Source organism: Phyllobacterium sp. MT110 (genome assembly GCF_058792715.1).
The window spans coordinates 1-26,482 of the sequence record NZ_JBXAFE010000006.1 but is presented as its reverse complement, the minus strand read 5'-3'; the positions used below and the strand labels follow the sequence as shown (position 1 = coordinate 26,482).

At 58.2% G+C, this 26,482-nt stretch carries 25 protein-coding genes; 16 read left to right on the top strand and 9 right to left on the bottom strand.

The window, feature by feature from the left end:
* The first annotated feature begins 181 nt into the window (after positions 1-181).
* The 11 genes from AC1Q5O_RS21820 (at position 182) to AC1Q5O_RS21770 (ending at position 9,836) form a co-directional block, all read left to right on the top strand.
* Positions 182-1,525, top strand: a complete 1,344-nt coding sequence (locus AC1Q5O_RS21820; protein WP_403182703.1) for an extracellular solute-binding protein — start codon at positions 182-184, stop codon at positions 1,523-1,525.
* Between the two features lie 80 nt (positions 1,526-1,605).
* On the top strand, positions 1,606-2,502 hold the full coding sequence (locus AC1Q5O_RS21815) for a carbohydrate ABC transporter permease (RefSeq protein WP_464663961.1): 897 nt from the start codon (positions 1,606-1,608) through the stop codon (positions 2,500-2,502).
* Between the two features lie 10 nt (positions 2,503-2,512).
* Entirely contained in the window at positions 2,513-3,400 is an 888-nt protein-coding gene (locus tag AC1Q5O_RS21810; RefSeq protein ID WP_492565888.1) for an ABC transporter permease subunit, read from the top strand.
* An 11-nt stretch (positions 3,401-3,411) separates the two neighbouring features.
* Positions 3,412-4,533, top strand: a complete 1,122-nt coding sequence (locus AC1Q5O_RS21805) for a sn-glycerol-3-phosphate import ATP-binding protein UgpC (protein ID WP_492565886.1) — start codon at positions 3,412-3,414, stop codon at positions 4,531-4,533.
* A gap of 21 nt (positions 4,534-4,554) precedes the next feature.
* Positions 4,555-5,478 (top strand): sugar phosphate isomerase/epimerase family protein, encoded by a 924-nt coding sequence (locus tag AC1Q5O_RS21800; RefSeq protein ID WP_346304895.1) that lies wholly within the window; start codon positions 4,555-4,557, stop codon positions 5,476-5,478.
* Between the two features lie 106 nt (positions 5,479-5,584).
* Positions 5,585-5,923: a cupin domain-containing protein gene (locus AC1Q5O_RS21795; protein ID WP_492565883.1), complete on the top strand. Its 339-nt coding sequence runs from the start codon at positions 5,585-5,587 to the stop codon at positions 5,921-5,923.
* A 90-nt stretch (positions 5,924-6,013) separates the two neighbouring features.
* The gene (locus AC1Q5O_RS21790; RefSeq protein ID WP_492565881.1) at positions 6,014-6,682 is read left to right on the top strand and encodes an amino acid ABC transporter permease; all 669 of its coding nucleotides are present in this window, start codon (positions 6,014-6,016) and stop codon (positions 6,680-6,682) included.
* A complete protein-coding gene (locus AC1Q5O_RS21785; RefSeq protein WP_492565879.1) occupies positions 6,682-7,353 on the top strand; it encodes an amino acid ABC transporter permease in 672 nt (223 codons plus the stop codon). Before AC1Q5O_RS21790 ends, AC1Q5O_RS21785 begins: the two co-directional genes overlap by 1 nt.
* A 1-nt stretch (position 7,354) precedes the next feature.
* On the top strand, positions 7,355-8,089 hold the full coding sequence (locus AC1Q5O_RS21780) for an amino acid ABC transporter ATP-binding protein (protein ID WP_492565877.1): 735 nt from the start codon (positions 7,355-7,357) through the stop codon (positions 8,087-8,089).
* A gap of 2 nt (positions 8,090-8,091) precedes the next feature.
* Positions 8,092-9,042, top strand: a complete 951-nt coding sequence (locus AC1Q5O_RS21775) for an isoaspartyl peptidase/L-asparaginase (RefSeq protein WP_464663972.1) — start codon at positions 8,092-8,094, stop codon at positions 9,040-9,042.
* On the top strand, positions 9,039-9,836 hold the full coding sequence (locus tag AC1Q5O_RS21770; protein ID WP_492565874.1) for a transporter substrate-binding domain-containing protein: 798 nt from the start codon (positions 9,039-9,041) through the stop codon (positions 9,834-9,836). The genes AC1Q5O_RS21775 and AC1Q5O_RS21770 overlap by 4 nt, the downstream gene beginning before the upstream one ends.
* 45 nt (positions 9,837-9,881) lie before the next feature.
* Here AC1Q5O_RS21770 and AC1Q5O_RS21765 read toward each other — a convergent pair whose 3' ends face one another.
* From AC1Q5O_RS21765 to AC1Q5O_RS21735, 7 genes are all read right to left on the bottom strand, one after another.
* Positions 9,882-10,880, bottom strand: coding sequence for a LacI family DNA-binding transcriptional regulator (locus tag AC1Q5O_RS21765; protein WP_346304890.1), 999 nt, complete (start codon positions 10,878-10,880; stop codon positions 9,882-9,884).
* A gap of 137 nt (positions 10,881-11,017) precedes the next feature.
* Complete coding sequence (locus AC1Q5O_RS21760; RefSeq protein WP_492565872.1) at positions 11,018-11,788, bottom strand: TIM barrel protein; 771 nt, start codon at positions 11,786-11,788, stop codon at positions 11,018-11,020.
* Positions 11,789-11,834: 46 nt separating this feature from the next.
* Positions 11,835-13,841, bottom strand: coding sequence for an aldo/keto reductase (locus tag AC1Q5O_RS21755; protein ID WP_492565870.1), 2,007 nt, complete (start codon positions 13,839-13,841; stop codon positions 11,835-11,837).
* 62 nt (positions 13,842-13,903) lie between these two features.
* Positions 13,904-14,992, bottom strand: coding sequence for an ABC transporter ATP-binding protein (locus AC1Q5O_RS21750; protein WP_492565868.1), 1,089 nt, complete (start codon positions 14,990-14,992; stop codon positions 13,904-13,906).
* An 11-nt stretch (positions 14,993-15,003) separates the two neighbouring features.
* Positions 15,004-15,840 carry a carbohydrate ABC transporter permease gene (locus AC1Q5O_RS21745; protein WP_492565867.1) on the bottom strand — a complete coding sequence of 279 codons (837 nt, stop codon included), beginning with the start codon at positions 15,838-15,840 and terminating at the stop codon, positions 15,004-15,006.
* Positions 15,837-16,697: a carbohydrate ABC transporter permease gene (locus AC1Q5O_RS21740; RefSeq protein ID WP_492565865.1), complete on the bottom strand. Its 861-nt coding sequence runs from the start codon at positions 16,695-16,697 to the stop codon at positions 15,837-15,839. The genes AC1Q5O_RS21745 and AC1Q5O_RS21740 overlap by 4 nt, the downstream gene beginning before the upstream one ends.
* A gap of 78 nt (positions 16,698-16,775) precedes the next feature.
* Positions 16,776-18,056 carry an ABC transporter substrate-binding protein gene (locus AC1Q5O_RS21735; protein WP_492565863.1) on the bottom strand — a complete coding sequence of 427 codons (1,281 nt, stop codon included), beginning with the start codon at positions 18,054-18,056 and terminating at the stop codon, positions 16,776-16,778.
* Between the two features lie 86 nt (positions 18,057-18,142).
* Between AC1Q5O_RS21735 and AC1Q5O_RS21730 the strand changes: the two genes are divergently transcribed.
* Complete coding sequence (locus AC1Q5O_RS21730) at positions 18,143-19,066, top strand: helix-turn-helix domain-containing protein (protein WP_492565861.1); 924 nt, start codon at positions 18,143-18,145, stop codon at positions 19,064-19,066.
* Between the two features lie 254 nt (positions 19,067-19,320).
* A complete protein-coding gene (locus tag AC1Q5O_RS21725) occupies positions 19,321-19,995 on the top strand; it encodes a FadR/GntR family transcriptional regulator (RefSeq protein ID WP_105735046.1) in 675 nt (224 codons plus the stop codon).
* Positions 19,996-19,999: 4 nt separating this feature from the next.
* Here AC1Q5O_RS21725 and AC1Q5O_RS21720 read toward each other — a convergent pair whose 3' ends face one another.
* Positions 20,000-20,770: an SDR family NAD(P)-dependent oxidoreductase gene (locus AC1Q5O_RS21720; RefSeq protein WP_492565858.1), complete on the bottom strand. Its 771-nt coding sequence runs from the start codon at positions 20,768-20,770 to the stop codon at positions 20,000-20,002.
* Between the two features lie 65 nt (positions 20,771-20,835).
* Positions 20,836-21,828 (bottom strand): AraD1 family protein, encoded by a 993-nt coding sequence (gene araD1 / locus AC1Q5O_RS21715; RefSeq protein ID WP_492565856.1) that lies wholly within the window; start codon positions 21,826-21,828, stop codon positions 20,836-20,838.
* Positions 21,829-22,157: 329 nt separating this feature from the next.
* On the opposite strand from araD1, the gene chvE reads away from it, so the two are divergent.
* From chvE to mmsB, 3 genes are all read left to right on the top strand, one after another.
* Positions 22,158-23,213, top strand: a complete 1,056-nt coding sequence (gene chvE / locus AC1Q5O_RS21710; protein WP_464663993.1) for a multiple monosaccharide ABC transporter substrate-binding protein — start codon at positions 22,158-22,160, stop codon at positions 23,211-23,213.
* A 174-nt stretch (positions 23,214-23,387) separates the two neighbouring features.
* Complete coding sequence (gene mmsA / locus AC1Q5O_RS21705; RefSeq protein WP_492565854.1) at positions 23,388-24,917, top strand: multiple monosaccharide ABC transporter ATP-binding protein; 1,530 nt, start codon at positions 23,388-23,390, stop codon at positions 24,915-24,917.
* The gene (gene mmsB, locus AC1Q5O_RS21700) at positions 24,914-26,113 is read left to right on the top strand and encodes a multiple monosaccharide ABC transporter permease (protein WP_223614157.1); all 1,200 of its coding nucleotides are present in this window, start codon (positions 24,914-24,916) and stop codon (positions 26,111-26,113) included. The genes mmsA and mmsB overlap by 4 nt, the downstream gene beginning before the upstream one ends.
* The last annotated feature ends 369 nt before the right edge of the window (positions 26,114-26,482 follow it).

The window sequence follows — 26,482 nt, the reverse complement described above, 5'->3', positions numbered from 1 at the left end:
GATACTGTCCACAGCGCGGCTGCCACTCGGCGGCCGGGCTGAGCAATTGTCACAATAGTTTCGTCTAAGGTCGATCAAACTTTCACACACCCCGTCCAGAGTTGAACGCGAGCGAGGCAGCCGGATTTATCCAGAGCTGCCTCGGGTTCATTCTCTCAATTGCCGTATTCAGGGGGCTTTAATGCAGGGTTTTGGTGTGAAAATTGGTCTGGCCGCAGGGCTGCTGGCCGCCGGGTTTGGCGCGACGCCAGCCATGGCCGAGAAGGTCAAGTTCGAGTTCTGGTACGGCCTGAGCGGCGACCTTGGCGAGCGTGTGCAGGATGCCTGCAAGAAGTTCAACGACTCCCAGGCCAATTTCGAAATCGTCTGCACCAGCCAGAACGGCTATCCCGAAACAGTCCAGAACGCCATTGCCGCCTATCGCGCCAAGAAGCATCCGGCTGTCGTGCAGGTCTTTGACGGCGGCACGCTCGACCTGATGCTGTCGGGCGCTTTCGTCCCGGCCAAGAAGCTGATGGAAGACAATGGCTACAAGATCGACTGGAGCAACTATTTCCCCGGCATCGCCAATTATTATGCGACGGCAAAGGGCGAGCTGAACTCGTTCCCGTTCAATTCGTCGACCGCGATGTTCTACTACAATGTCGATGCCTTCACCAAGGCCGGCATCCAGAATGCGCCAGAAACATGGGAAGATGTCGAAGCCGCAGCCCGCAAGCTGAAGGCTGCCGGTTATGCCTGCCCGTTCGGTTTCAGTTTTGACAGCTGGGCGACGGTCGAACAGTTCTCCGCCATTCACAACCAGCCCATCGCCACCAAGAACAACGGCTATGACGGGCTCGATGCCGAACTTACCCTCAACAAGACCAAGCTGGTCGACCATCTGACATTCTTCAAGAAGATGACCGATGAAGGCCTGTTCGTGGTCAAGACCAAGCAGCTGGGCATGGACGTTGTTCCAGCCTTCACCTCCGAAACCTGCCAGATGATCCAGTCGTCGATTGCCGATCACGGCACAGTCGGCAAGACCATCAAGCAGGGCACGAAATGGGACGTGACCATGCTTCCGGTCTGGAAGGGAACGGCACGCCAGAATTCGATGGTCGGCGGTGCATCCCTTTGGGTTCTCAACAACCGCCCCGAAGCTGAATACAAGGGCGCCGCCGCGTTCCTCAACTTCATCGCCCAGCCGGACATGGTTGAGTGGTGGTCGACGGTCACCGGCTATATCCCGGTCACCAAGACAGGTTTTGAAGCCATGAAAGCCAAGGGCTTCTACGACCAGCCAGCCTTCAAGGGCCGTGAAAAGGCTATCGCCAGCCTGACCTTCACCCCGACTTCCGCCAATACCCGCGGCATCCGCCTCGGCGGCTTCCCGCAGATCCGCAAGGAAATCTCCGATGCGATGGAAGGCATCTTCTTCGGCAAGCTGACTGTGCAGGCCGGTCTCGACCAGGCTGTCGAGCGCGGCAATGTCATCCTGCGCCGCTTTGAAAAGACCTATGCCGGAAAAGTCCTGAACTAAGTGCAGGCTTTCAAATGGCCCGGAGCGGAACCGCACCGGGCCATTTCCTTTTCATCCCACAGGCAGAATTGAATATTCTCATGAACAAGCGCGCTGTTTTCAAAAGCTGGTGGTTGCCCGTCCTTTTTGCATTGCCGCAACTCCTGCTCATTTTGTTCTTTTTCTATTGGCCGGCTATTTCGGTTTTCAACTGGGCTTTCACGCTTGAACCGGCCTTTGGCGGTGCGGGCGAACGTCTCTTCGTTGGCTTTGACAATTTTCGCGACGTTTTTGCCGACAGCGAATACTGGCGCTCCGTGTCCCTGAGCCTGTTCTTCGCTTTCACGGCGACCGGATTGTCCATGTTTATCGCCTTTATCCTGGCGATCTGTGTTGACCGTCAGTTGAAGGGCTCAAGCCTGTTCCGGTTCTTTTACATCTGGCCCTATGCCATTGCCGCACCGGCGGTGGGTCTGGCGTTCCGCTTCATCTTTGCGCCGGAAAGCGGTCTGATCGCGGTGGTGAACACCTGGTCGCCCGACCTCTGGAATCCCGCCAAGTACGGCAGCCATGCCATGATCCTCGTCATCATCTGTTTTGCGTGGAAATGGATCGGCTACAACTTCATCTTCATGACGGCCGGCCTGCAATCCATCCCGCGCAGCCTGCTGGAAGCATCGTCCATGGACGGCTCGGGCCCGGTACGCCGCGCGCTCGATATCCAGGTCCCACTCCTGGCACCAACCCTGTTCTTTCTCCTGGTTCTCAATCTGACCGAGAGTTTCGTTGGACCGGATACCTACGGCATCGTCGACCTGACCACCGAAGGCGGACCCAACAAGGCAACCGATGTCATGGTCTACCGCATCGTCAGCGAAGCCTTCCGTGGCCTGAATTACTCCGGCGCTGCAGCGCAGAGTCTCGTCCTGATCGGACTTATCATGGTGTTCACGTTCATCCAGTTCCGCTTCGTCGAGCGGCGCGTGCATTACAAGTAGGATTCCGGCGATGATCGAACGCACCCCCATACTCAATGCCGTCACCTACTTCATCATGATCCTGGGACTGATCCTCATTCTCGGACCGTTCTGGATGATTTTCGCGGCGTCCACCCAGTCGTTGCAGGAGGTCACGGCCGTTCCCTTCAACATGACACCTGGCGGTGACTTCCTGAAGAATGTTCATGCCGCCTGGGATCGTGCCAATCTCGGCCCGGCACTGTTCAACAGCCTCATCACCTCATTGCTGGTCATGGCGGGCAAGATCGCGTTGGCGGCGCTCAGCGCCTTTGCCATCGTCTATTTCAAGAGCCCGTTGCGTCACGTCTTCTTCTGGATGGTTTTTCTGACGCTGATGCTGCCGCTCGAAGTGCGCGTCATCCCGACCTACAACATCGCTTCGGATGTGTTCCAACCCGTCCGCTGGATCATCCAGACCGTCACCGGCATCGAATTGTCACTGCAGTGGAATCTGCTGAACTCCTATTCCGGTCTGGTCCTGCCGCTGATCGCGACCGCGACAGGCACATTCCTTTACCGGCAGTTCTACATGACGCTCCCCGATGAACTGGCAGAGGCGGCCAAGATGGATGGCGCGCGGCCGCTGCGATTCTTCATCGACATCCTGCTTCCGCTGTCGCGCACCAATATGCTGGCGCTGGCAACAATCATGTTCGTCTATGCCTGGAACCAGTATCTCTGGCCCAAGCTGATGACCACCGATGCCAGCTATCAGACGGCCATGGTCGCCATGCGTGCGCTGGTGCCGTCCGTCAATGCCTTGCCTGAATGGAATGTCTCCATGGCAGGCGCCCTCATCATCATGTTGCCACCCCTGGTCGTCGTTGCCGTCCTGCAACGCTGGTTTGTCCGTGGCCTGGTCTCGACCGAGAAATAAAGGAAGTAGCAATGGCTGAAATTGACATCAAGGATGTGCGCAAGACCTATGGCAGCACACAGATCCTGCATGGCGTCGACCTGAACTTCAAATCCGGCGAGTTTGTCGTCATTCTCGGACCCTCCGGCTGTGGCAAGTCTACGCTGCTGCGCATGATTGCGGGTCTTGAAGAGATTACATCAGGCGAAATTTCAATTGACGGCAAGGTGGTCAACAATCTCGAGCCGCGCGATCGCGGTTGCTCGATGGTGTTCCAGAACTACGCGCTCTATCCGCATATGAACGTCGCTGCCAATATCGGCTATGCCCTAAGGGTTGCCGGTGTTCCGCGTGCCGAGCGCGACCGGCGGATTGCGGAAACAGCCAAGATCGTCGGGCTGGAAGAATTGCTCGACCGTAAACCGGCACAGCTTTCCGGCGGCCAGCGGCAGCGCGTTGCCATGGGCCGCGCGATCATCCGCGAACCGAAGGTGTTTCTGTTCGACGAACCGCTGTCCAATCTTGATGCCAAGCTGCGCGTGCAGATGCGGGTGGAAATCCGCCGCCTGCACAAGCGCCTGTCGGCAACCTCTGTCTTTGTCACCCACGATCAGGTGGAGGCGATGACCTTGGCCGACAAGCTGATCGTTATGAACAAGGGTCATGTGGAACAGGTCGGCACGCCGCTTGAAATCTACCACCGTCCGCGCACGCGGTTTGTCGGAACCTTCATCGGCTCGCCGGCGATGAATTTCTTCGACACGACCATCGCTGCCGGCGGCGATCATGTGCTGCTGGACGGCATTGCGCAGGCAATCGATCCGGTGCTTGGCGGCCAGAACGCGGGGACCGCGGTTTCCGTCGGAATCCGCCCCGAACATTGCCGTCTCGTTCCCGCCGGTACCGTGAACAGCGTTCCGGCCAATGTCGATTTCATCGAAGAGCTCGGCTCAGGCCGGATCGTTCACGTCGAGATTGACGGGCTGAGCTTTGCGGTGTCAGTTGAGGAAGATCAGTTCTTCGAGCAAGGCGCGGTTGCAGGTCTGCAGTTGCCCTCTGAACATATTCACCTGTTTTCGCAGGAAACCGGTTTGCGCCTTGATGATGCTCCGGCAGCGACGCGCCAACCAGCTCCGAAAACAGTGGCCGCATAACCCGACTTGAAAGGATCAAACATGAGTTCGGATTCAACCATTTCCGCCGTTGGCTTTTGCACCTACACGGGCAAGGGCAATTTTGACACGCTGGAAGATGCCCTTCGCACCATTGCCGGTCTCGGTGCCAATGCTGCCGAGCTGTCGCTTTATGGCGAGGAAATCATATCGGGCGGCCGGATTATCCCGGGACGCGCCGAACGCCTGACCGCGATCACCCGTCAGTTCGATCTGCGCTACAGTGTGCACGGTCAGATCGTCTCCAATTTCATGGACCGCGAGCGCCTGGAGTATCAGAAGGCCGTGGTCCGCGCGATGCTGGAACTGTGCAATCGCGTTGAAGCGGGTATCCTCGTGCATCACAGCGGCAGTGCCAAAATGCCGGCACAGTCACACATTGCCGATCTCGACCGGATGGAGCGCGATGCGCTTGCCGAAATGGCCGAGGTTGCCAAGGGTTACGGCGTGCGGATTGCCTTGGAAAACATTTTCGCTGTCACCGATGCGGAATACCGCCAAACACCGGCACAGGTCGGCGAAACCGTACGGACCATCGGCAGTGCCAATGTGTGCGGCCTGATCGATTTCAGCCATGCCTACATCGAGAGCACGCGGCTTGGTCTCGATTGGCGCGAACAGATCAAGGCGATGGCACCGGTCACGGGGCATCTGCATGTGCATGACAGCTTTGGCCGTCCTTACAACAGCATGACCAAATTCTATCATCCGGCTGAAGCAACGGCGCTTGGCATTGGCGACCTGCATCTGCCGATCGGTTGGGGCGACATTCCCTGGGAAGAAATCTTCGAGGAGCTGACGTTCCTGCCGGATACCATGCTGATCATGGAAATCGTCGAGAACCGGTTTGCCAATGAGCAGGCGGATTGCCTCGAGCGTGCATTCAAGCTGGCTGAAATCGCCAATCGCCGCCGTCTGGCGGCTTAGGTGAAAGCGGCGCGGTCGACTGGTTGACCGCGCCCCTTGCTTCTGGTCACAATGCCAATCATCGGGACCGTCTGTTGCCGGTCTCTCGCTACCGGGAATTGTGAACATGGCTGATCATATTCTGTTTGTTGCAAAAGATGCCGCTGACTGGACCAGGACCGAGCCCGGCGTCAGCCGACGCATCATGGCCTATCTGCCGGAAATGATGCTGGTGGAAGTGCAGTTCGAAAAGGATGCCGTCGGCTCGCTGCATTCGCATCCGCACATCCAGGCGAGCTATGTTGCAGAAGGACGCTTCGAAGTCACCATCGATGGCGTCAGCCAGGTGCTGGAGCAGGGCGGCAGTTTCATTGTTCCGTCCAATCTCGTCCATGGGGTCAAGGCGCTGGAAAGGGGTCGCCTGATCGACAGCTTCTCGCCGCATCGGGCCGAGTTCCTGGCCTAAGCTACACTTCATTTTTCTGCTGCCACCGCTTGACAGCATCCTTGCGATAGGCAAAACTGAAACCGGTTTCACTTTGTGCCGGACGGACGTTTGACCTTTGATCTGACCATATTGGCACCGCACATTCCTTTCCTCGTGAAAGGTGCGGTCCTGACAGCTGAGGCTTGCGTGCTGGCGCTTGCCGGCAGCCTGTGCATTGGTACGGTCGTTGCAGCGCTGGTCACATCCGCGTCGCCGGTTCTCTCCCGCATTGCGTACATTTATGTCGATCTGTTCCGCAACATTCCGTTCATCGTCCAGCTCTTCTTTTTCTTCTACGGCCTGCCGGAGATCGGCATCTATATCGATGCGTTCACCACGGGAGTCATTGCACTTTCCATCGCGGGCGGCGCTTTTACCTCGGATGTGATCAGGTCCGGAATCCTGTCGATCGATCCCGGCATCCTGGAAGCGGCCGAAGTCAGCGGGCTTTCCAAACCGACGATCTTCCGCAAGATCGTCATGCCGATTGCCTTGAGGACCTCGGTGCGGCCCCTGGGTTCGGTTTTCATCAATCTCATCCTGACATCGTCGATCCTCTCGACGATCACGCTGAACGAATTGACCGGTTCGGCCAAGATCGTGGCATCGGATACATTCCGGCCCTTTGAAATCTATGCGGTTCTGCTCGTCGCCTATGCCTGCCTGACCTATCTGGTCTCGCTCGCCATCGGCGCGTTGCATCGCTATCTCAACCGTGATCAGACAGAGGCCGCCTGATGCGTTATACGGCGTTCACCTCCTATGACATCGTCCTGCTCGCGCAGGGGCTAGGTGTTTCCCTCGCGCTTTTCCTGGCAACGACAATCATCGGCCTTTTCATCGGCTCTCTGTGGGCCGTCATCCGGTTCTATCGCATTCCCGTGCTGGCGCAGGTCGTGGCTATCGTCGCGGAAGTGCTGAAGAATTCCCCGGTTCTGGTCCAGCTGTTTCTCGTGTTCTTCGGCCTGCCTGCTTTTGCCAAGATCAATGTAACGCCGGTCGAGGCCGCGGTGATCACGCTGTCGGGCAATACGGCGGCATTCGTCTATGTCATTGCCGTGTCGGCGATCGAGTCCATCGGCCGCGACCAGATCGAGGCCGCCCGGGTTTTCGGTCTGTCACGCTGGCAAATTCTTCGCCGCATCATCGCACCGCAGGCCATGGCCTTTGCCATCGGTCCGCTGACCGGTCTTCTGGTAAACCAGCTGCAGGTGACATCACTGATATCGGTGATCGGCGTGGTGGACCTGACGAAGATCGGCAACATTCTCAATCTGCGCACGCTGAAACCATTCATCGTCTGGGCTGTTGTGGGCGGGCTTTATTATGTCATGGCCAAGCTCGTTGCCTTTGGCGGAGCTAAGCTGGAGAAGCGGTTGAGGGCGCACACCGCATGGAAAGGTCTGTGAAATGATCAGCGTAAGAGGAGTACGCAAGGCGTTTGGTTCTGCGACCGTGCTCGACGGAATAGACCTTGATGTGCATAGCGGTGAAGTCGTGTCCATTCTCGGCTCCAGCGGCTCGGGCAAATCGACCCTGATCCGCTGCATGAACGGCCTGGAGAAACTCGATGGCGGGCGCATCACCATTGATGATTTCGACGTTTCCCGTCCGAAGGAGCTGTCGGAAGCCCGCAAGCGGTCGGCGACGGTCTTCCAGCTTTTCAATCTCTATCCGCACATGACGGCCGTGCAGAACATTGCGCTGGCACCGGTGGAAGTGCTGAAAATACCGCGCAAGCAGGCGGAAGCCGATGCGCACACACTTCTGGACTCCGTTGGCCTGAGTGCCCGTGCCGATGCATTCCCGGCGCAACTGTCCGGCGGGCAGCGCCAGCGTGTCGGTATCTGCCGGGCGCTCGCCATGAAGCCGCGCTATCTCCTGCTCGATGAAATCACCAGTGCGCTCGATCCCGAGATGACGTCGGATGTGCTGGCCATTCTCGCCAAGCTCGCTCATGACGGAACGACGATGGTTTTCGTCACGCATGAAATCGAGTTTGCCCGGACGATCTCATCGCGGATCGTCTTTCTCGACAAGGGACAGCTCGTTGTCGACCTGCCGACAGCTGAATTCTTTGCAGCCGATGGCGGCATGGCCAAGCCACGCATCGCCCAGTTTCTCTCCAAAATGCGTAAAGACTGATAATGATCCTGATTGCGAACAACGAGGCTTGGCCGGGTTTTGCCAGGAGCGTCGAGCTCCTCAAGCAGGAGGCGCATGGCCTTGACGCCATGGTCGCCGGTATCAGCGAAGTCGAGCGCGAAGTGAAGGTCCGCAGCGTGGGCTATGGCGGCTGGCCCAACATGCTCGGGCGCATGGAGTTCGATGCGGGCGTGATGGATGGCACGACGCGGGATGTTGGCGCCGTCGGCGCCGTTCCCGATACGCTGCCCGTCGCAGCGCTCGCGCATGCGGTGATGAAACGATTACCGCACGTCATGCTGACCGGCGATGGCGCCCGCCGTTTTGCCACGGAAATCGGCTTTCCCCTCGATGAAACGTTATATGAAGACAGCAAACGCGTCTGGTGGGAGAGGCTGCAGAAGGAATTGACGCCGGAGGAGCTGGCAGCCTTTCCAGATATTCCGCTCGCCCCCTTGAGCCGCACCATTACCGATCCGGAGCGCGTCCGCGATACCACGGTGTTCCTGTCGAAGGATTCCGCCAACGGCATTCACGCGGTCACCTCCACCTCGGGCTGGGCCTGGAAATATCCGGGGCGCCTCGGCGATTCGCCGATCGCCGGTGCCGGGTTCTATGCCGACAGCCGCTACGGCGCCGCCGCCTGCACCCATACGGGTGAAATGACCATCCGCTGCGGCACGGCCCGCAGCATCGTGCTCGCCATGCGCTTCGGCCATTCGTTGCGGGCAGCGGTCGATATGGCGATGGAAGACCTCGCACAGCTGACCACCGGATTTCTCGCGGGTGTCGTCATTCATGCCATCGACGCCAAGGGCAATCACGACGTGGCAAGTTTCCGCTGCGACGATGAAATCAAATACTGGTTCTGGGAAGCCGGGATGGAGGAACCCGAACGCCGGCTTGCCCGAAAATATGATCCGCAACAAACAACACAAAGGGGACATTCATGAAACGGTTCATTGGAAAACTGGCGGCGCTCGCGCTGACCGGTGCACTGGCTTTTACCGGCATGGCGCATGCCGGGAAGATTGATGATATTCGCGCGCAGGGAAAGGTCCGCATCGGCGTGTCGCTGGGCGGCGAGCCCATCGGTTTCCGCGACGACAAGAACAATCCGGTCGGCTATGACGTCGATGTGGCAACCATGCTGGCGGCCAAGCTTGGCGTTCCCGTCGAGTTCACCGACGTTTCCGGCGATGCCCGCGTGTCCATGCTGGTCTCCGGTCAGCTCGATATCGTGGTGGCCAATACCTCCGCGACGCTGGAACGCGCCAAGACCGTCAATTTCTCGATTCCCTACAACCGGGCCGGCCTGCGCGTCATCGTGCAGAAGGATGCCGGCATCGCCAAGCTGGAAGACCTGGCGGGCAAGAAGGTGGTTGTCGGCCGCGGCACGACAGGCGAAAGCTTCCTGAAGAAGAGCGTGCCGACGGCGGAACTGGTCTATACCGACAATTTCTCGCCCGATGGCGTGCTGCTCCTGCAGCAGAAGCGTGTCGCTGCGGCCATCGAAGACTCGTCGCTGCTCGACTATCTCGCCACCAAGAACGACAATCTGGTAACCTTGGCCGGCCTCTATTCCAACGATCCGATCGGCATTGCCGTTGCCAAGGGCGATCCGGAATTCGTCCGCTGGCTTGACATGTTCGTCTCCGACTACATCCAGTCCGGCGCCTATGATGCGAATTACAAGAAGTGGTGGGGCGAAAAATCCAACCCGCCGGCGCTGACGCCGCTCTGGTAGTTTCAAGGCAAGGGCCGGGCATCGTTCCCGGCCTTTGCATTTTGATCAGGAGCTTGACCGTGCGACGAAGTAGGTCGGCACCTGGATGAGTTTCTCGCCCGCGTTGAACAGCGCAGGTTCCCGCAGAAACTTCAGGATTTCATCGATATAGGCGGCCTTGTCGTAACCGATGGATGAAATCGGATAGGCCTCGTATTCCGCCAGGGTCACGTCGTCGAAGCCGTAGAGACGGAATGTCCGCGGCCGGTTGTCCGGAAAGTCGTTCCGGTGCACATCGAGAACACCCATGGCCATCGCGTCGGATGTGCAGAACACCGCGTCCGCTGTTTGCCAATCGGACGAGGATGCCACATGGCGGCCGCTCTGGTAGGAATAGTCGCCGCGCAGTTCAGCGACCAGCCTGATGTCCTGGCGCTGCAGTTCCGATTTGTAGACGGCGATGCGTGTCTGTTCAACCGGCGAGGCGGACCGGCCTGTCACGAGGAGCGCACTGCGCACACCCTTGTTCCGGGCATCCGTGACCGCTGCGGCAATCCCCACCTGCTCATCGGGAATGATGGCGGGAGAGCTCACATCCCGCATGCCATTGAGCATCAGGACGCTGTCGTTGCGGAACATTTTCCGCACCGTTTCCGCATCGGCGAAATCCGAGAACACGAGGGCTGCATCGACGTGATAGGCAATGCCGTTGCGCAGGAATTCGTCTATCCGCTCGGCCGAGCCGACGCGAACAAAGATCACCTGTTTGCCGATGGACTGGATCTGGCTGATCAGGAGGTCGAACAGGTCGAGATCCGAGAGATCATGGATGTGGTTGACGATGACGGCAACGAGATTGACGGTCTTTGTCGTCAGGCTGCGCGCCAGGAGGTTGGGTTTGAAGCCAAGCTTGGCGGCCGCTGCCAGTACCCGCTCCCGTTTGTCAGCCGAGACGGGTCTCGGTTCACTTGACAGCGCACGGGACGCGATGGCGCGGGAGACACCCGCCAGTTCGGCGACATCCGCAATGGTTGGCAGGGTGTGGCGTTTGCGCGGATCGGTCATGGATATCGGCATCCTTCATGTCTGATCCGCTCTTTGGTGTTGCCAAAAACGATACGTTGATGGCCAGCAGGCAGGAAGCAAGGATCGATCCATGCTTACCCGCTTCCCCCTCAGCACTTCAATAGCAAAACACGCCTCTAACGTGGGCCAAGTGTGCGGAGCGTCCTCTCCAGACTCGATTGTGTGTCGGCGGTTGGCCGGTACTCCAGCCCGACAAATCCATTGTAGCCGTTGTCAAACAGCCAATGCAGGGATTTTGACAATTCCAGTGTGCCGCTGCCGGGTTCATTGCGGCCGGGATGGTCAGCAATATGGACATGGGCAACGCGGTCGATCCGGTCTTTGAGCACCTCTGCCGTCGCTTCTCCCATGACGAGAGAATGGTAGATATCGTAGACAATGCGGATTTCCGGACGGTTTACTTCATCGATAATATCAAGACCTTCAACCGTTGAATGAAGAAAATAGCCCTTGTGGTCGATGAGCGTATTGAGTGGTTCAAGCCCCAGCACAACGCCGGTTCCAGCCAGCACATCGGCCGCCTGTGTCAGGCAATCGACCAAGGCCTGATGTTGTTCGGCGCGGGTGCGGCCCGGAAGATCATCCCCGGCCTGCGCGATGAGCACCTTGGCACCCAGCCGGTTTGCCATTTCGGCGCTGGCCAGCAGACCAACCAGAAAGGCATCATGGGACGCAGGATCGGTCAGCGGAATCATTGGCTCCGCGACGAGACTGGACAACGCAAGTTTTGTTTCCGCCAATGCCTTTTCGACAGCCGGTATGTCCTTCTCAGTCCATTTCCAGAACTCGACCGCGTCAAGCCCGGCATCCCTTGCCAAGCGGATGCGGTTGGCGAAATCAGGCGACTCGGGAGCGAACAACCACTCGATACATGCCGAATACTTCATCGCTTCCCCCTTGCTGATTTTATCCTCCTGCTTGCCACATCCACGCCTAGCCTTCCAGCCATTTCACCTGATCCGGGGTCAGATTGATGTCGAGTGCGGAAAGGCTGTCTTCAAGCTCGCCGAGGGTGCGTGGCCCAATAAGCGGAATGACGGGGAAAGGCTGGGCCAGCACATAGGCCAGCGCCACGTGAATGGAATTGCGGCCGAGTTTACCTGCCAGTTCGATCGCCCGCTCACGCCGGTCAAAGTTTCTGTCGGAATACCAGACGCGGACCAGTTCTTCATCGTCCCGCTTGTCACGGCCGGCGCGATCGGTAAAGAAGCCGCGGCCCTGGCTTGACCAGGCAAAATTCGGCATCTGCTTCGCGTTCAGCCACCTTTTCCAATCCTCATCCGAGGCTGCGACGCAACCCGCCCAGATCGGATCCAGCATTTCGGCGAGCGAGAAATTGTTGGACAGGGCACCGGGCGCCGTCCTGCCGTTCTTCACCGCATAGGCGATAGCCTCGTCCATCCGCTCCCGCGTCCAGTTCGACCCGCCGAAGGGGCCGCGAATCCGGCCGGCCCGAACCTCGGCATCCATGGCGTCGACAAATTCGCCGACGGGGATATCGGGATTGTCGCGGTGCATAAAATAGACGTCGACATGATCGGTCTTCAGGCGATCAAGCGACCGCGAGAGCTGTTTGCCGATGGCATCGGGATAGCAGAGCGGCGAATGGGCTCCCTTGCCGATGAGGACAATATCCTCCCGTGGAACGGAACGGCTGGTATGCCAGTCGCCGAAGATTTCCTCGGTCTTTCCCCCGGCATAGATATAGGCCGTATCGAACAGATTGCCGCCCGCCTCGTAATAGGCATCCAAGGTGAGGGAGCCGGCGGCGAAATTCGGAAAGAACTCAAATCCCAGCGCCACGGAGGAAGCGGGTTTTGCAAGACCGGGGATTGCCCTTTTGGGTACACTCTTGCCGGGCACCGGCTTGGCACCGGAGATCGTCCTGTTCCGCTTCGCCGCCGTTTCAATGCTGTATTCGAGGCCGATTGCGGCGCGCCATTGATCGAGCACCCGCAGGTTGCCGAGAGAGTCGGCCCAGCTCATGCCAGGTGCTGCAAATTCCTGCCGTTTTTCGCGAATGGCGCTGCCCGCAGCGTCCACCTCGAAGGCATAAAGCCAGCGGTCTTCCACTACCTCGACGGTTTCATGCACGCCGCCGGGCCGGAAAATCTCGATCTTGCCCGTGCCGCCCTGTTGACCGGACGCATACCAGAAATCCCCAACCTCGATGCGACCCCGTGCGCCGATGATACGAAGGGTATTGTCCTGTTCCGCCATGATCGAGCAGGAGACCTCGGCGACAATACCGTTCGGGAATTTGAGCAGGGCCGACGCCCATTCGTCGACGCCTGTCTGGCCAAGATGAGCGGCGCCTGAAACAGATTCCGGCTCGAGGAACGGTTTGCCTTCGACGCTGCCCGCAATCAGCCGAACCATGGAAACGGGATAGCAGCCGACGTCGAGGATACCGCCGCCTGCGGTGTCGTTGGCAAAGAGGCGATGGTCCGGCCTGACGCTGCCCATGTTGAAGCCGAAGCTTGACCGGATGATACGGACATCGCCGATGACACCGCTTTTGATGAGCTCGATCAGCTTGGCGGTTTGCGGATGAAGGCGATACATGAAGGCTTCACCGGCGAAGACCCCGGCCTTGCGGGCTTCGTGGAAGATCGCATCGGCATCATAGGCGCTGAGTGCAATCGGCTTTTCCACGAGCACATGCTTGCCGGCGCGGATGGTTTTGATCGCCCATTCGGCATGGCCGGTGTGCGGTGTTGCGATGTAAACCGCGTCGATCTCGGGGTCACGCAGCAAGGCATCATAGCCGCTGACTATGCGGGCGCCGGGAAACTGGGTTGCGAGTTCCGGCTTGTCCGGATTGCGCGAGGCAATGGCGATGAGCTTTCCCGTCGTCGAATGGGCAATGCCGTCAGCAAAGGTGCGGGCGATGGTGCCGGGGCCGATAATGCCCCAGCGAATGGATGTTGTGTCAGTCATGCTAGGTCCTCTTTGGGTGCGTTGCGGCCACCGGGAGTGTGGCTGGAAAGGCGAAGTCCGGTTTATCGAAGCCTGTTTCCCGCTTTGTCGAACAGCAGGGCGTGGCTGGATTTGATGGCGATGGTCAGGGTGTCGGTCTTGAGTGCATTGCGCGATTCCTCACGCTCGATGATCAACTGTTCCCCGCCGGCGACGTTGGCGTAGATGTAGCTGGTGTTGCCGAGATGTTCGGCAACATCCACCGTGACGGTCATGTCGGCATCCCCCTGACCCGCCTTGGCGAAATGCTCGGGACGCACGCCGAGCGTCACTGTCTCACCAAGTGCCGGCGGCGGATTGTTCATGGGCAGGGTGAGACGGATTTTGCCCTGATTCACGAGGGTGATGGTGATGCTGTCAGGATCCGCCGCAACAACCTCGGCGCTCATGAAGTTCATTTTGGGTGAGCCAACAAAACCGGCGACGAACTGGTTGGCAGGATTGTCGTAGAGATCGAGCGGCGCGCCAATCTGTTCGATATTACCGCCCCGCAGCACCACGATCTTGTCGGCCAGGGTCATGGCTTCGGTCTGGTCATGGGTCACATAGATCATGGTCGTGCCGAGTTCCTTGTGCAGGCGGGAAATCTCGACGCGCATCTGCACCCGCAGCTCCGCATCGAGGTTGGAGAGCGGTTCATCGAACAGGAAAACCCGTGGTTCGCGAACGATGGCGCGGCCAATGGCAACGCGCTGGCGCTGTCCGCCTGACAGCTGCTTCGGGCGGCGCTGCATCAGTTCCCTGATTTGAAGAATGTCCGCCACCCGCTGAACCCGGCGCTCCGTATCGGCTTTCGGGTTGCCGGTCATGCGCAGGCCGAAGGCGAGATTCTGCTCGACGGTCATGTGCGGGTACAACGCATAGGACTGGAACACCATGGCAATGCCGCGGTCGGCAGGTTCGACGTCATTGACCAGCGTGTCACCGATATGGATTTCGCCGTCGGTTATGTGCTCAAGACCGGCAATCATGCGCAAGAGCGTGGACTTGCCACAGCCGGAGGGGCCGACGAAGACCACGAACTCGCCATCGGCCACATCGAGGCAGGCGTTGCGGATGATCTCGTAGGAACCGAAACGTTTGACGACATTCCTGAGTGAAAGTTCGGCCATGCGGCGTTTCCCTATTTGATGGCGCCGGCGGCGATGCCGGCAATGAAGTGGCGCTGCAGGAGAATGAAAATGACGAGGATCGGCGCCGTGAGCATGACGGCGCCGGCCATGATGCCGCCCCACGACACCTTGGTGAGACCGATCAATGTTCCAAGCGCAACCGGAGCGGTCAGCATGCCCGGGCGTGAATTGATCAGCAGCGGCCAGAGATAGTTGTTCCAGGATGCGAGAAAGAGAATGATCGCGAGCGCCGCCATGGTCGGCCTGGCAAGCGGCAGGGCAATGCGCAGGAAAATTTGCCATTCCTTGACGCCTTCCACCCGCGCTGCGTCGAAGAGTTCGGCCGGCATCATGGAAAACGCCTGCCGCATGAACAGCACCCCCAGCGAGTTGAAGAGCGGCGGCACGATCAGGGCGATCCAGGTGTTCGCCAGTTTGAATTCGCGCGCCACCAGGATGAACTGCGGGATCACCACGACGAAATAGGGCAGGGTGATCGTGCCGAGAATGATCGCGATGACCAGGGACTTGCCGACGAATTGGTACCGGGCCAGCGCCCAGCCTGCCATGGAGGTGAGCAGGACCGACAGGACGGTGTAGATGATCGCGACGCCGATGGAGATTGTCAGGGCGCGGATGAAATCCGTATCCGCCTGCAGATTGCTGAAATTCTCCAGGAAATGCGTGGATGGGAGAAGTTCGATCTGCGGGCTGAAAATGCCGTAGTCCGGCATGGTCGCGAACACGAACATCATCCAAAGCGGAAACAGCCAGATGATCGCCAGCGGGATAAGGACGCCATGCAGTGCAAGTGAGCGGACCAGGGTCGAGCGTGACTGCGACTTCATTTCTCGTCCCTCCCGATCCAAAGATTGAGCAGCGAAATCAGCACCGCCAGTGCGGCCATGGTGTAGGCGATCGCCGAAGCGTAGCCGAAGTTCAGCGAGGTAATGCCTTGCCGGTAGAGGAACAGCCCCAGGGTCTCCGTTCCGCCGCCGGGACCGCCGCGATTGGTGATGAGGAACGGCTCGGTGAAAAGCTGCATCGATCCGATGATCGACAGGATCACGCAGAACAGGATGATGGGTTTCAGAAGCGGCAGGGTGATGTGGATGAACTGCCGGAGCTTGCTCACGCGGTCCAGCGTTGCCGCTTCGTAGACATCGCCGGGGATGGATTGGAGCCCCGCCAGTATGATGATCGCATTGTATCCGGCCCAACGCCAGGTCACAGCGATGATAAGAAGCGCCATGGCCGCGGGCGCGTCCGCAAACCATGAAATCGAAGCTATGCCGACACTGTTCAGCAGCTTGTTGATGACACCGAAATCAAGATTGAACATGAGACGGAACACGGCGGCGTAGGCGACTTCACCGACCACGATGGGTGCGAAGAAGGCAAAGCGGAAAAGGCCGCGTGCTCTCAGGAGCGGGGAGTTGAGCAGCACTGCCATGACTGTCGCCAGCGTGATCATCACGGGAACCTGAATGATCAGGATGATCATCGTGTTCTTCAGTGCATTGTAGAAGGCGGGATCGTTGAACAGGCGGCCCCAATTGGCGCCAAAACTGAAAGCCCAGGGATTCACGCGGGTGTTCTGAAACGACATTACAAATGAACTGATGATCGGCCATATCCAGAAGGCCGTAAAAACCATGAGATAGGGGGCAAGGAACCCATAGGCGGCCCGGTTGCGCAGCTGCATCGATTGTCCTCCACGGCGATAGTCAGGTCTTCCAACGGAATGCCGGACAGGCGCTCCCACTCCTGTCCAGCGCTGAGCTCATTGAGCGATTGGCAGTCCTGTTGCCGATGCGATCTGGTTTGCTGCATCATCGAGCGCAGCCTTTGCGTCGGGATATCCTCCTGCAAAATACTTGGTCTGGGTTGCCTTGTAGATGCCGTTTGCATCACCTTGAAATGCGGTGCCGCGACCGGCCACGATCCTTGGCAATGTGCCAAGAATATCGGTCCAGATGGCCTGCCCGCCCCAATAGGGCTGTGCTTCAGACACGAAGGGCTGCTTCTCGGCACTGAGCAGCGAGGGTACAAGACCGAAGTTCTTGAGCATGGTGATCTGTCCCTCGTCGGTGCCGAGGACGTAGTTCAGATAGGTCCAGGCCGCTGCCTTGTTCGGCGAGCCGCTGCTGATTGCCAATGACGAACCGCCGACATTGGCCGCGTGGGGTCCGTTGGGCGTAAGACTTGGCATGAGGTAGACGCCCCATTTGCCCGCAAGTTTGGGAGAGTTGGTGCGGATGGTACCCTCATACCAGCCGCCATAGAGCTGGCTCGCGACGGTACCCGCGGTATTGGCCTGAACCTTTTCGTCCCAATTGGCCGCCGTGAGCGTGCCTGCGTCTTTCATCTGCTTGATCTTCGCCAGCGTGGCAATGCATGCGGGCTGGTTGATCGTGATGGTCTGGCCATCGGCGGAAAAGAAGCCGCAGCCCTGTTCATTGGAGATCATACGGAACCATTCGCTGTCGCCGTTGAAGTCCGCCTGAGCCATGACAACACTGGGGTTGGCAGCGGCAATTTTCTTGCCAGCGGCAATGAAATCATCCCAAGTCGTTATGCTCTTGGGATCCACGCCAGCCTTTTCGTAATAGTCGCGCCGGTAAAAAACGGCGACGGGACCGGAGTCCCAGGGCATGGCATAGGGGACATCGCCGGCTTCCAGCTCGGTGCGTTTGAAATCCGGGAATTTGGCTTGTATGTCGCTGGTGTAGCCGAGTTCCTTCAGATTGGTGAAGCAATCGGGAAAACGGTTCCAGAAAATCTCGGCCTTGTAGTTCTCGATGGTGACGACGTCCGGCAGGCCATCCCCGCCCGCAGCACAGGCAGCGAGTGTCTTCTCGAAGACCTGGTTATTGCCTAGATCCTGAACATTCACCTTTATATCCGGAAACTGCTTGTTGAAGCCTTCCAGCGATGCTTTCAGGGACGAAGCCGCGATATCCCAGCTCCAGATGGTAATTTCGGTTGGCTGGGCCGAAGCGGTCGCCGAACCCATGCCCAATGCTGCGACAAGTGCTGTCGCACCAAGAAATTTGAAGCTCATTGAAAATCCTCCCTTTTCAATTGCCCGATCTTTGCGAACATGGCTACACTAGCGGCAAGGGAGCGCCTGTCTCTCATAAAGGGAACATGAATTGGGCGGAAAGTAAGATGGGAGAAAGGCCGATCTATCAGCCGGGGGCGAGCAGTGTCGAAGGTCTGCCAACCGCCCTGCAAATGTTTCACAATCACCCGCTGGTCATGGCCATGCCGCATTGGCATGCGCAGGTCGAGGTCAACTACGTCATTCGCGGTTCCGTGCACTACCGGATGAAGGATCACAAAATCCGCCTCAATGCGGGCGACATGTGCCTGTTCTGGGGCGGCCAGCCGCACCGGATGGACGAATCCTCCGACGATTCGATTTACGCGGGTGCGCATCTGCCGCTCGTGCATTTCTTTCGCATGCGTCTGCCGGAGAGCGTGCCAAGCCGGTTGATGCAGGGATCGACCCTTGTCACCGCCGCAACCGATGCGGCCGACAGGGAAAACTTTACGCGATGGTACGCCTATGCCCGGTCAGGCGATCCGGTGAAGGCGGAACATGCGGTCAATGAGCTGCTTCTGCGGATCGAGCGCATTGGCTTCGAGCCTTATCGCTTGGTGCCTGATTGCCCGAATATGTCTGCTGATGAGCAATCCAGTCAGCAGTCGTCCAGGGTGGTTGCGCGAATGTGTGATTTTATAGCAGGCAACTTTCTGCAGGATATCGACTCGATCGACATAGCCACGTCGGCGGGGCTTCATCCCAAATATGCGATGAGCGTGTTCAAGAAATCGACCGGCATGACATTGAACAATTACGTGAGTCTTCTCAGGCTGTCCTACGCGCAGGCCATGCTGCTGCAGGACAGGGCGAATGTGCTGCAGGTCGCGATGGATAGCGGGTTTGGCTCGCTCAGCGCCTTCAACAAGTCGTTCCGCAATATTGCCGGCATGTCACCCTCGGACTTCCGGCGTGATCTGCGCAGCGGAGGGCAATTGACCGGCGGGGCGGCTGGATTTCAAGGATAGCGCCTATGGCAAGCGGCAGCGGATTTGCGCGTTGTTCAGATTGAGAATTGTTATTGATCATATAATATTATAAATAGTGGTCAGGGAGGAACTGGCGAAGCAGACTGCGTCCGCGAAGCACGTGGAGCCGATCAATATTTGCTTCAGCGTCAAGAAGCAAATCGCCAGTCACAGGGATACAATTGGTCGAAAACGAACTCAGCAATTATGATTTTCGTACGGCGGGTCATTCGCGTACGCATCACGGCCACGTCATGCGCGATCTTGGCCTGCGGATCGTCAACGGGTCCTATCCCGAGAACAGCATTCTGCCGGGGGACGCGGAACTGCTTGAGCGCTTTGGCGTGTCGCGCACCGTTCTGCGCGAGGCGTTGAAGACCTTGGCGGCGAAAGGCCTTATCCAGCCCAAGGCCAAGATCGGCACCCGCGTGCTGGAGCGCTCCAACTGGAACCTTTTTGATCCGGATATTCTCGTCTGGCATTTCGAGGCCGGTGCCAGCGCCGCCTTCCTGTCGAGCATCGTGGAAATGCGCCTGGCGCTGGAGCCGGAAGCTGCGGGTCTCGCCGCATTGCGGCGCACGGAAGCGCAGCTTGCCAAGCTCTACGAATGGGTTGAGGAGATGGGCAGCACGCGGGAATCGCCCGCACACTTTGTCCATAGCGACCTGCAGTTCCACATTGCCATTGCGGAAGCCTCTGGCAATCCGTTCATGCGTTCGATCAGTGCCCTGATCGAGGTGGCGCTGGTGACAACGTTCACGATCAGCTCGCCGATACCCAACACAGAGCGTCACATGCATTCGGTTGCACGGCACAGGGCCATCGCCGATGCCATCAGGGACCGGGACGTGGCGGCTGCCAAGGAGGCCATGCGCGGCGTCATCCAGGATGGCGCCGAACGCGTCCTCGCAGCCTCGGGCACTGACTAGAGCCCTAGACCCATCCGCCGTCGACGATGAAGTTCTGGGCGGAACACATTCTGGAATCATCCGATGCGAGGAACAGCGCCATACGGGCGATATCGTCGGGCATGACCCGTCCAGCCAGGCATTGGCTGCGGTCGATCAATTCATTGGCCGCATCGTCGACCCACAGATCGAGCTGGCGCTGGGTCATCACCCAGCCCGGCACCAGCGTGTTGACGCGGATAGCGTGTTTGCCGAGATCGCGGGCAAAGGAGCGGGTGAGGCCATGGACGGCCGACTTGGCAGAGGCATAGCCGGGATATCCTCCCGATGCCATCATCCAGCCGACGGAGCCGAAATTGATGATGGAACCGCCGCCGGCGGCAATCATTGCCGGTGCGACTGCCTGGATGGCAAAAAACATGTGGCGCAGATTCACCGCGATGCGCTGGTCGAAATACTCCGGTGTCACCTCGCGCCAGTCATGGCGTGTGTCATTGGCGGCATTGTTCACGAGAACCGTTGTCGCGCCTTGGATCTCCTCGATTTCGCGGATTGTTCTTTGATAGGCACCGATATCCGTCACGTCGGCGGCGCGAAACGTCACGTCGCCGCCTGAGGCATTCAGTTCTTCAGCAAGGTTTCTGCCATCCGCCTCGGCAAGATCAACAAACCCCACCCTGGCGCCTTCCGCCGCAAAGGCGCGGACGATCATCTCGCCGATACCCGTTGCACCGCCGGAAATGAAAACTGGCTTGCCGGACAGGCCGGGATAGCGTGCGAAAACGGACGGCGTCATTGTCATCATCTGTACCGATTATTGTTGCGAGCTGGGCGTGCGGACCTGTCTGGCAGTTTTGCACCTTAAAGTGTAGCCACTTTCACCTTCACCGGCTTTTGTATTTTCAGCGGATTGCGCAAGGGCAGGCCGAAGGCGGGTGCTTCGATTTCAAAGACGTCGCCATTCTCTGTCTTGATGCCATCGGCGAAGGACAGTGTTGCGGTTCCGAACATGTGGACATGGACATCGCCGGGCTGGCGGAAAACCGGATATTTGAAATGATGATGTTCGAGATTGGCAATGGTGTGGGACATGTTGTCTTCACCCGACAGGAACGGTTTTTCCCAGATCGCTTTGCCCTTGCGCAGAATACGCGAACTGCCGCGAATATCCGCAGGCAGATCCCCGACGATCAATTCCGGTCCCAGGGAGCAGGGGCGCAGTTTGGAGTGAGCCAGAAAGAGATAATTGACACGCTCGGTGACATGATCGGAGAATTCATTGGCCAGTGCAAAGCCGATGCGGAACGGCGTGCCGTCGGAACCGATCACATAGATACCGGCAATCTCCGGTTCTTCGCCGGCGTCTTCGGCAAAGGCTGGAGACAAAAGCGGCTGCCCCGGCCCGGTAAGCATCGTGCCATTGCCCTTGTAGAACCATTCCGGCTGCACGCCGGTCTGTCCCTTCTTGGGTTTGCCGCCTTCAAGACCCATGCGGAACATCTTCATCGAATCGGTCAGGGTCTCTTCCTTGGCATCGTCGATCTTGCGGTGCATGGCATCGCGCGTCGCTGCGGATCCAAGATGGGTCAGGCCCGTTCCCGTCAGATGGATGTGGGCCGGATCGTGCGTATCGATGGGCGACAGCAACCGCCCTTCGGCATAGGCGGCCTCGATGTCGAGCACTTTCCCCAGCCCGCGCTCTTCGACGATCCTGGAGAGGGAGGTCTTGGCTTCAATGGCCGCGTGCGCGAGTTCGAGAATCGACCGGGTCCGTTTCACGTGCCTGAACGTATCATCCAGCCGCGCGGCAACCTGCCGCTTCCCATTGGCATTGAGCAATTGAACCAAATTCACGTCTGTCCTCCCGGGGAATTGTCGTATGAAGCAGGCGCAGCTTCACTTCATTCTTGACTTTTAGCGAGTGATTTTTGAAAAATACTATAATAGTATTATATCGATGTAAACGGTTGCGAGCTCGGTTTTCTGATTGTGCTGGTGGCCCGCCGGGAAAGACTTTTTGCTGTGGTTCGAAAGGACTATTCCAAAAGTCATACTTTTGAGATAAGTGTTGCAAGGATCGTGCTCTGGGAGGAGCTGGAGGCTGATACGAAGACGATTCCACCCGGAAAACATGCTCGACTAAAATAGCGTCCATTAGGGAAATTGGGAGGATACCAGTGAAAATGTTTAAGATGGTTGCTGCAGGCCTGATCGCGCTTTCTGCGATGGGTACGCAGGGTTTTGCTCAGGACAAGGGCGCCGTTGGCATCTCGATGCCGACGAAATCCTCCGCACGCTGGATTGCTGACGGAGACAATATGGTGAAGGCGCTGAAGGAACGCGGCTACACCACCGACCTGCAATATGCGGAAGATGACATTCCGAACCAGCTTGCCCAGATCGAAAACATGGTCACCAAGGGTGTGAAGGTTCTGGTCATCGCGGCCATTGACGGCACCACGCTGTCCAATGTGCTGCAGCAGGCGCATGATGCGAACATCAAGGTCATTTCCTATGACCGCCTGATCCGCGATTCCGGCAATGTCGACTACTACACGACATTTGACAATTTTCAGGTTGGTGTCCTTCAGGCCGGATCGCTCGTGAAGGCGCTCGGCCTCCCCGAAGCAAAGGGCCCGTTCAACATCGAACTGTTCGGCGGTTCACCCGACGATAACAACGCGTTCTTCTTCTACAATGGCGCGATGTCCGTGCTTCAGCCTCTGATCGACAGCGGCAAGCTTGTCGTCCAGTCCGGTCAGACCGGCATGGACAAAGTCGGTACGCTGCGCTGGGATGGCGCCGTCGCCCAGGCCCGCATGGATAATCTTCTTTCCGCCTATTATACGGACAAGAAGGTCAACGCCGTTCTGTCGCCCTATGATGGCCTGTCGATCGGTATCCTGTCGTCGCTGCGCGGCGTCGGTTACGGCACCAAGGACCAGCCGTTCCCGTTTGTTTCCGGGCAGGATGCCGAAGTTCCCTCGGTGAAGTCGATCATCGCCGGCGAACAGTATTCCACGATCTACAAGGATACGCGTGAACTGGCCAAGGTGACGTCGAATGTCATCGACAAGGTGCTGAAGGGCGAGCAGCCGGAGATCAACGACACCAAGACCTACAACAATGGCGTCAAGGTTGTTCCGTCTTATCTCCTGAAGCCAGTGGAAGTGGACAAGACCAACTGGAAGGACATTCTGATTGGCGGCGGTTACTACACCGAAGCCCAGATCAAATAGGACTTGGATATCCGGCAAACCCTGCGCATCATTGCGCAGGGTTTGTTGTTACGCGGGCAGTAGCACATGCGCAGAATATTCCGCTGGTGTGCGGCCGCCGGTTTTCTGTAAGCTTGCAAAGAGAAACGCCATCTGGGCCTATTATGCGGCTCGCAGGCGTCGATGAGGATCTGCATGGATACTATCCTCGAAATGCGCAATATCACCAAAACCTTTCCCGGGGTGAAAGCGCTCAACAATGTCAATCTGAATGTCCGCAAGGGCGAAATTCACGCGCTTGTCGGCGAGAACGGTGCGGGAAAATCAACCCTCATGAAAGTGTTGAGCGGTGTCTATCCGCATGGCAGCTATGAGGGTGAAATTCACTATAACGGGCAGGAACAGCACTTTCGCGATATCGGCGACAGCGAGGCGAAAGGCATCATCATCATTCATCAGGAGCTGGCCCTTGTGCCGCTTCTGTCCATTGCCGAGAACATCTTCCTGGGCAATGAACCGGCAAAATTCGGCATTATCGACTGGCATGCTGCGGAAACCCGCACGCGTGCGCTGCTCAAGAAGGTGGGCCTGCGCGAAGATCCGCAGACGCTGATCACCAATCTCGGCGTCGGCAAGCAGCAGCTGGTGGAAATCGCCAAAGCCCTGTCGAAAGAGGTCGAACTGCTCATTCTCGATGAGCCGACGGCCAGTCTCAATGAAAAGGACAGCGATGCGCTGCTTGAACTGCTGCTGGAGTTCAAGGCGCAGGGTATTTCGTCGATCCTGATTTCCCACAAGCTGAACGAGGTCGGCAAGGTTGCCGACCGCATCACCGTGCTGCGCGACGGAGCGACGATCGAAACGCTGGACAAGGATGCGATCTCCGAGGACCGGATCGTGACCTCTATGGTCGGCCGCCAGCTGGCGGATCGCTTTCCCCAGCGCGAGCCGGATATTGGCGACGTGGTCTTTGAAGTGAAGGACTGGGTGGTTCACCATCACGTTCACGGCGACCGGACCGTCATCAACGGCATCAATCTCAACGTTCGCAAGGGCGAGGTCGTGGGGATCGCCGGGCTGATGGGGGCAGGGCGCACCGAATTTGCCATGAGTGTCTTCGGCAAGGCCTATGGCCGCAAGATCAGCGGCGAGGTTTTCATCAAAGGCAGGAAGGCGGATGTCTCGACCATCGGCAAGGCTGTCGAAAACGGCATTGCCTATGTCACGGAAGATCGCAAGACCTATGGGCTCAATCTGATCGACCACATCAAGCACAACACCACCATCGTCAACCTTGATGGTGTCTCGCATGGCGGTGTGCTGGACGATATGGCGGAATTGAAGGTGGCCAATGAATATCGCCGCAAGACCAATATCCGCTCATCCAGCATCTATCAGAAAACCGGCAACCTTTCCGGCGGCAACCAGCAGAAGGTTGTCCTGTCGAAATGGCTTTTTGCCAATCCGGACCTGCTGATGCTGGACGAGCCGACCCGCGGGATCGACGTCGGGGCAAAATATGAAATCTATTCCATCATCAACCAGCTGGTGAGCGAGGGCAAAAGCGTGCTGATGATCTCGTCGGAAATGCCGGAGCTGCTCGGCGTCTGTGACCGGATCTATGTGATGAACCAGGGAAGGATCGTCGGCGAAATGCCAGCCAAGGAAGCAAGCCAGGAAAAGATCATGCGCGCCATTATCCGTGCCGAAGGGAAAACATCATGACTGTTGAAACCGCAGCAACCCCGACGAAGACCGAAGCCAAAACGGACGGGTCGCCCATGAAGGGCAATCTGCGTGAATACGGGCTGGTGCTGGCGCTGATCCTGATCATGCTGTTCTTCCAGTTCACCACGAACGGCACGCTGTTCCGTCCGGTCAACCTGACCAACCTTGTCCTGCAGAACAGCTACATCATCATCATGGCCCTCGGCATGCTGCTGGTGATTGTCGCCGGTCACATCGATCTGTCGGTGGGGTCGGTCTCGGGATTTGTCGGCGGGCTTGCCGCCGTGATGATGGTGCAATGGCATATCCATTATATCCCGGCGACGATTCTGTGCCTGATCATGGGCGGTCTCATCGGCGCGGCCCAGGGCTATTGGGTCGCCTATCACAAAATACCGTCCTTCATCGTGACCCTGGCGGGGATGCTGGTTTTCAAGGGGCTGGCCCTGTGGCTTCTTGGCGGCCAGTCCGTCGGACCGTTCCCGCCGCAGTTCCAGTTGCTCAGCTCCGGTTTCATTCCCGACGTTTTTGGCGGTACCGGTTTCAACATCACCTCGATGCTGGTCGGCATCCTTCTCGTGGCGCTGATGATCTATTTCAGCCTGCGCGGCCGGGCCAAGCGCGAGAAGCACGGCTATCAGGGCGAGCCGTTTGCTCTGTTTGCCGCCAAGAACCTGATCATTGCCGGCATCATCCTGTTCCTGACCTATCTCCTGTCCTCCTATAAGGGATTGCCGAATGTCCTGATCGTCATGTCGCTGCTGATCGCCCTGTTCGTTTTTGTGACGAAGCGCATGACCGTTGGGCGGCGTATCTACGCCATGGGCGGCAATGAGAAAGCGGCAAAGCTATCCGGCATCAAGACGGAACGGCTGACCTTTCTTACCTTCGTCAATATGGGGGTTCTGGCGGCGCTGGCCGGGCTGATCTTTGCCGCTCGCCTCAATACGGCGACGCCGAAGGCCGGTCTCGGCTTCGAGCTCGACGTGATCGCCGCCGTCTTCATTGGCGGCGCGTCGGCGATGGGCGGCGTCGGGCAGGTGATGGGGGCGGTCATCGGCGCCTTCATCATGGGCGTCATGAACAATGGCATGTCGATCATGGGCGTCAACATCGACTGGCAGCAGGTGATCAAGGGACTGGTCCTGCTCGCGGCCGTGGTGTTTGACGTCTACAACAAGAACAAGGGGTAAAGCGCCCACCCCGTTCTGAATGCAACAGCCCGGTCTCAAGCCGGGCTGTTTGTTTTCACGCCCCGAGTCGGTTCGTTTGGCCGGTCCGATCATCTTCATCGCGGAAAAAATGGATATTTCCGTGCCGGGGAACCGGAAAACAGCGTATGGTTAACGGATTATAACTGTCACATTTCCCCTGTCCGGGAGCAGAATTCCCGTATTTGCTGGCTTCTGTGTGTGGTGTCGGTTGAGTTATCCCCAGGGGTTGCTTGGTTGGATTGAGAAAGTTTGGATTTGTGCGTTTTTTTGGAAAAGTCGTGTTGACAGTTTTGGTTGGTGGGGTCTATATACCGACACAACGAGGGCGGGGCGCCGCTGGCGGTTGCT

What these genes read in the sequence shown, in the direction of transcription:
- AC1Q5O_RS21820 (WP_403182703.1), top strand. Translation starts at nt 182, where the DNA reads ATGCAGGGTTTTGGTGTGAAAATTGGTCTGGCCGCAGGGCTGCTGGCC.
- AC1Q5O_RS21815 (WP_464663961.1), top strand. Translation starts at nt 1,606, where the DNA reads ATGAACAAGCGCGCTGTTTTCAAAAGCTGGTGGTTGCCCGTCCTTTTT.
- AC1Q5O_RS21810 (WP_492565888.1), top strand. Translation starts at nt 2,513, where the DNA reads ATGATCGAACGCACCCCCATACTCAATGCCGTCACCTACTTCATCATG.
- AC1Q5O_RS21805 (WP_492565886.1), top strand. Translation starts at nt 3,412, where the DNA reads ATGGCTGAAATTGACATCAAGGATGTGCGCAAGACCTATGGCAGCACA.
- AC1Q5O_RS21800 (WP_346304895.1), top strand. Translation starts at nt 4,555, where the DNA reads ATGAGTTCGGATTCAACCATTTCCGCCGTTGGCTTTTGCACCTACACG.
- AC1Q5O_RS21795 (WP_492565883.1), top strand. Translation starts at nt 5,585, where the DNA reads ATGGCTGATCATATTCTGTTTGTTGCAAAAGATGCCGCTGACTGGACC.
- AC1Q5O_RS21785 (WP_492565879.1), top strand. Translation starts at nt 6,682, where the DNA reads ATGCGTTATACGGCGTTCACCTCCTATGACATCGTCCTGCTCGCGCAG.
- AC1Q5O_RS21780 (WP_492565877.1), top strand. Translation starts at nt 7,355, where the DNA reads ATGATCAGCGTAAGAGGAGTACGCAAGGCGTTTGGTTCTGCGACCGTG.
- AC1Q5O_RS21775 (WP_464663972.1), top strand. Translation starts at nt 8,092, where the DNA reads ATGATCCTGATTGCGAACAACGAGGCTTGGCCGGGTTTTGCCAGGAGC.
- AC1Q5O_RS21770 (WP_492565874.1), top strand. Translation starts at nt 9,039, where the DNA reads ATGAAACGGTTCATTGGAAAACTGGCGGCGCTCGCGCTGACCGGTGCA.
- AC1Q5O_RS21765 (WP_346304890.1), bottom strand. Translation starts at nt 10,880, where the DNA reads ATGACCGATCCGCGCAAACGCCACACCCTGCCAACCATTGCGGATGTC.
- AC1Q5O_RS21760 (WP_492565872.1), bottom strand. Translation starts at nt 11,788, where the DNA reads ATGAAGTATTCGGCATGTATCGAGTGGTTGTTCGCTCCCGAGTCGCCT.
- AC1Q5O_RS21755 (WP_492565870.1), bottom strand. Translation starts at nt 13,841, where the DNA reads ATGACTGACACAACATCCATTCGCTGGGGCATTATCGGCCCCGGCACC.
- AC1Q5O_RS21750 (WP_492565868.1), bottom strand. Translation starts at nt 14,992, where the DNA reads ATGGCCGAACTTTCACTCAGGAATGTCGTCAAACGTTTCGGTTCCTAC.
- AC1Q5O_RS21745 (WP_492565867.1), bottom strand. Translation starts at nt 15,840, where the DNA reads ATGAAGTCGCAGTCACGCTCGACCCTGGTCCGCTCACTTGCACTGCAT.
- AC1Q5O_RS21740 (WP_492565865.1), bottom strand. Translation starts at nt 16,697, where the DNA reads ATGCAGCTGCGCAACCGGGCCGCCTATGGGTTCCTTGCCCCCTATCTC.
- AC1Q5O_RS21735 (WP_492565863.1), bottom strand. Translation starts at nt 18,056, where the DNA reads ATGAGCTTCAAATTTCTTGGTGCGACAGCACTTGTCGCAGCATTGGGC.
- AC1Q5O_RS21730 (WP_492565861.1), top strand. Translation starts at nt 18,143, where the DNA reads ATGAATTGGGCGGAAAGTAAGATGGGAGAAAGGCCGATCTATCAGCCG.
- AC1Q5O_RS21725 (WP_105735046.1), top strand. Translation starts at nt 19,321, where the DNA reads ATGCGCGATCTTGGCCTGCGGATCGTCAACGGGTCCTATCCCGAGAAC.
- AC1Q5O_RS21720 (WP_492565858.1), bottom strand. Translation starts at nt 20,770, where the DNA reads ATGACGCCGTCCGTTTTCGCACGCTATCCCGGCCTGTCCGGCAAGCCA.
- chvE (WP_464663993.1), top strand. Translation starts at nt 22,158, where the DNA reads ATGTTTAAGATGGTTGCTGCAGGCCTGATCGCGCTTTCTGCGATGGGT.
- mmsA (WP_492565854.1), top strand. Translation starts at nt 23,388, where the DNA reads ATGGATACTATCCTCGAAATGCGCAATATCACCAAAACCTTTCCCGGG.
- mmsB (WP_223614157.1), top strand. Translation starts at nt 24,914, where the DNA reads ATGACTGTTGAAACCGCAGCAACCCCGACGAAGACCGAAGCCAAAACG.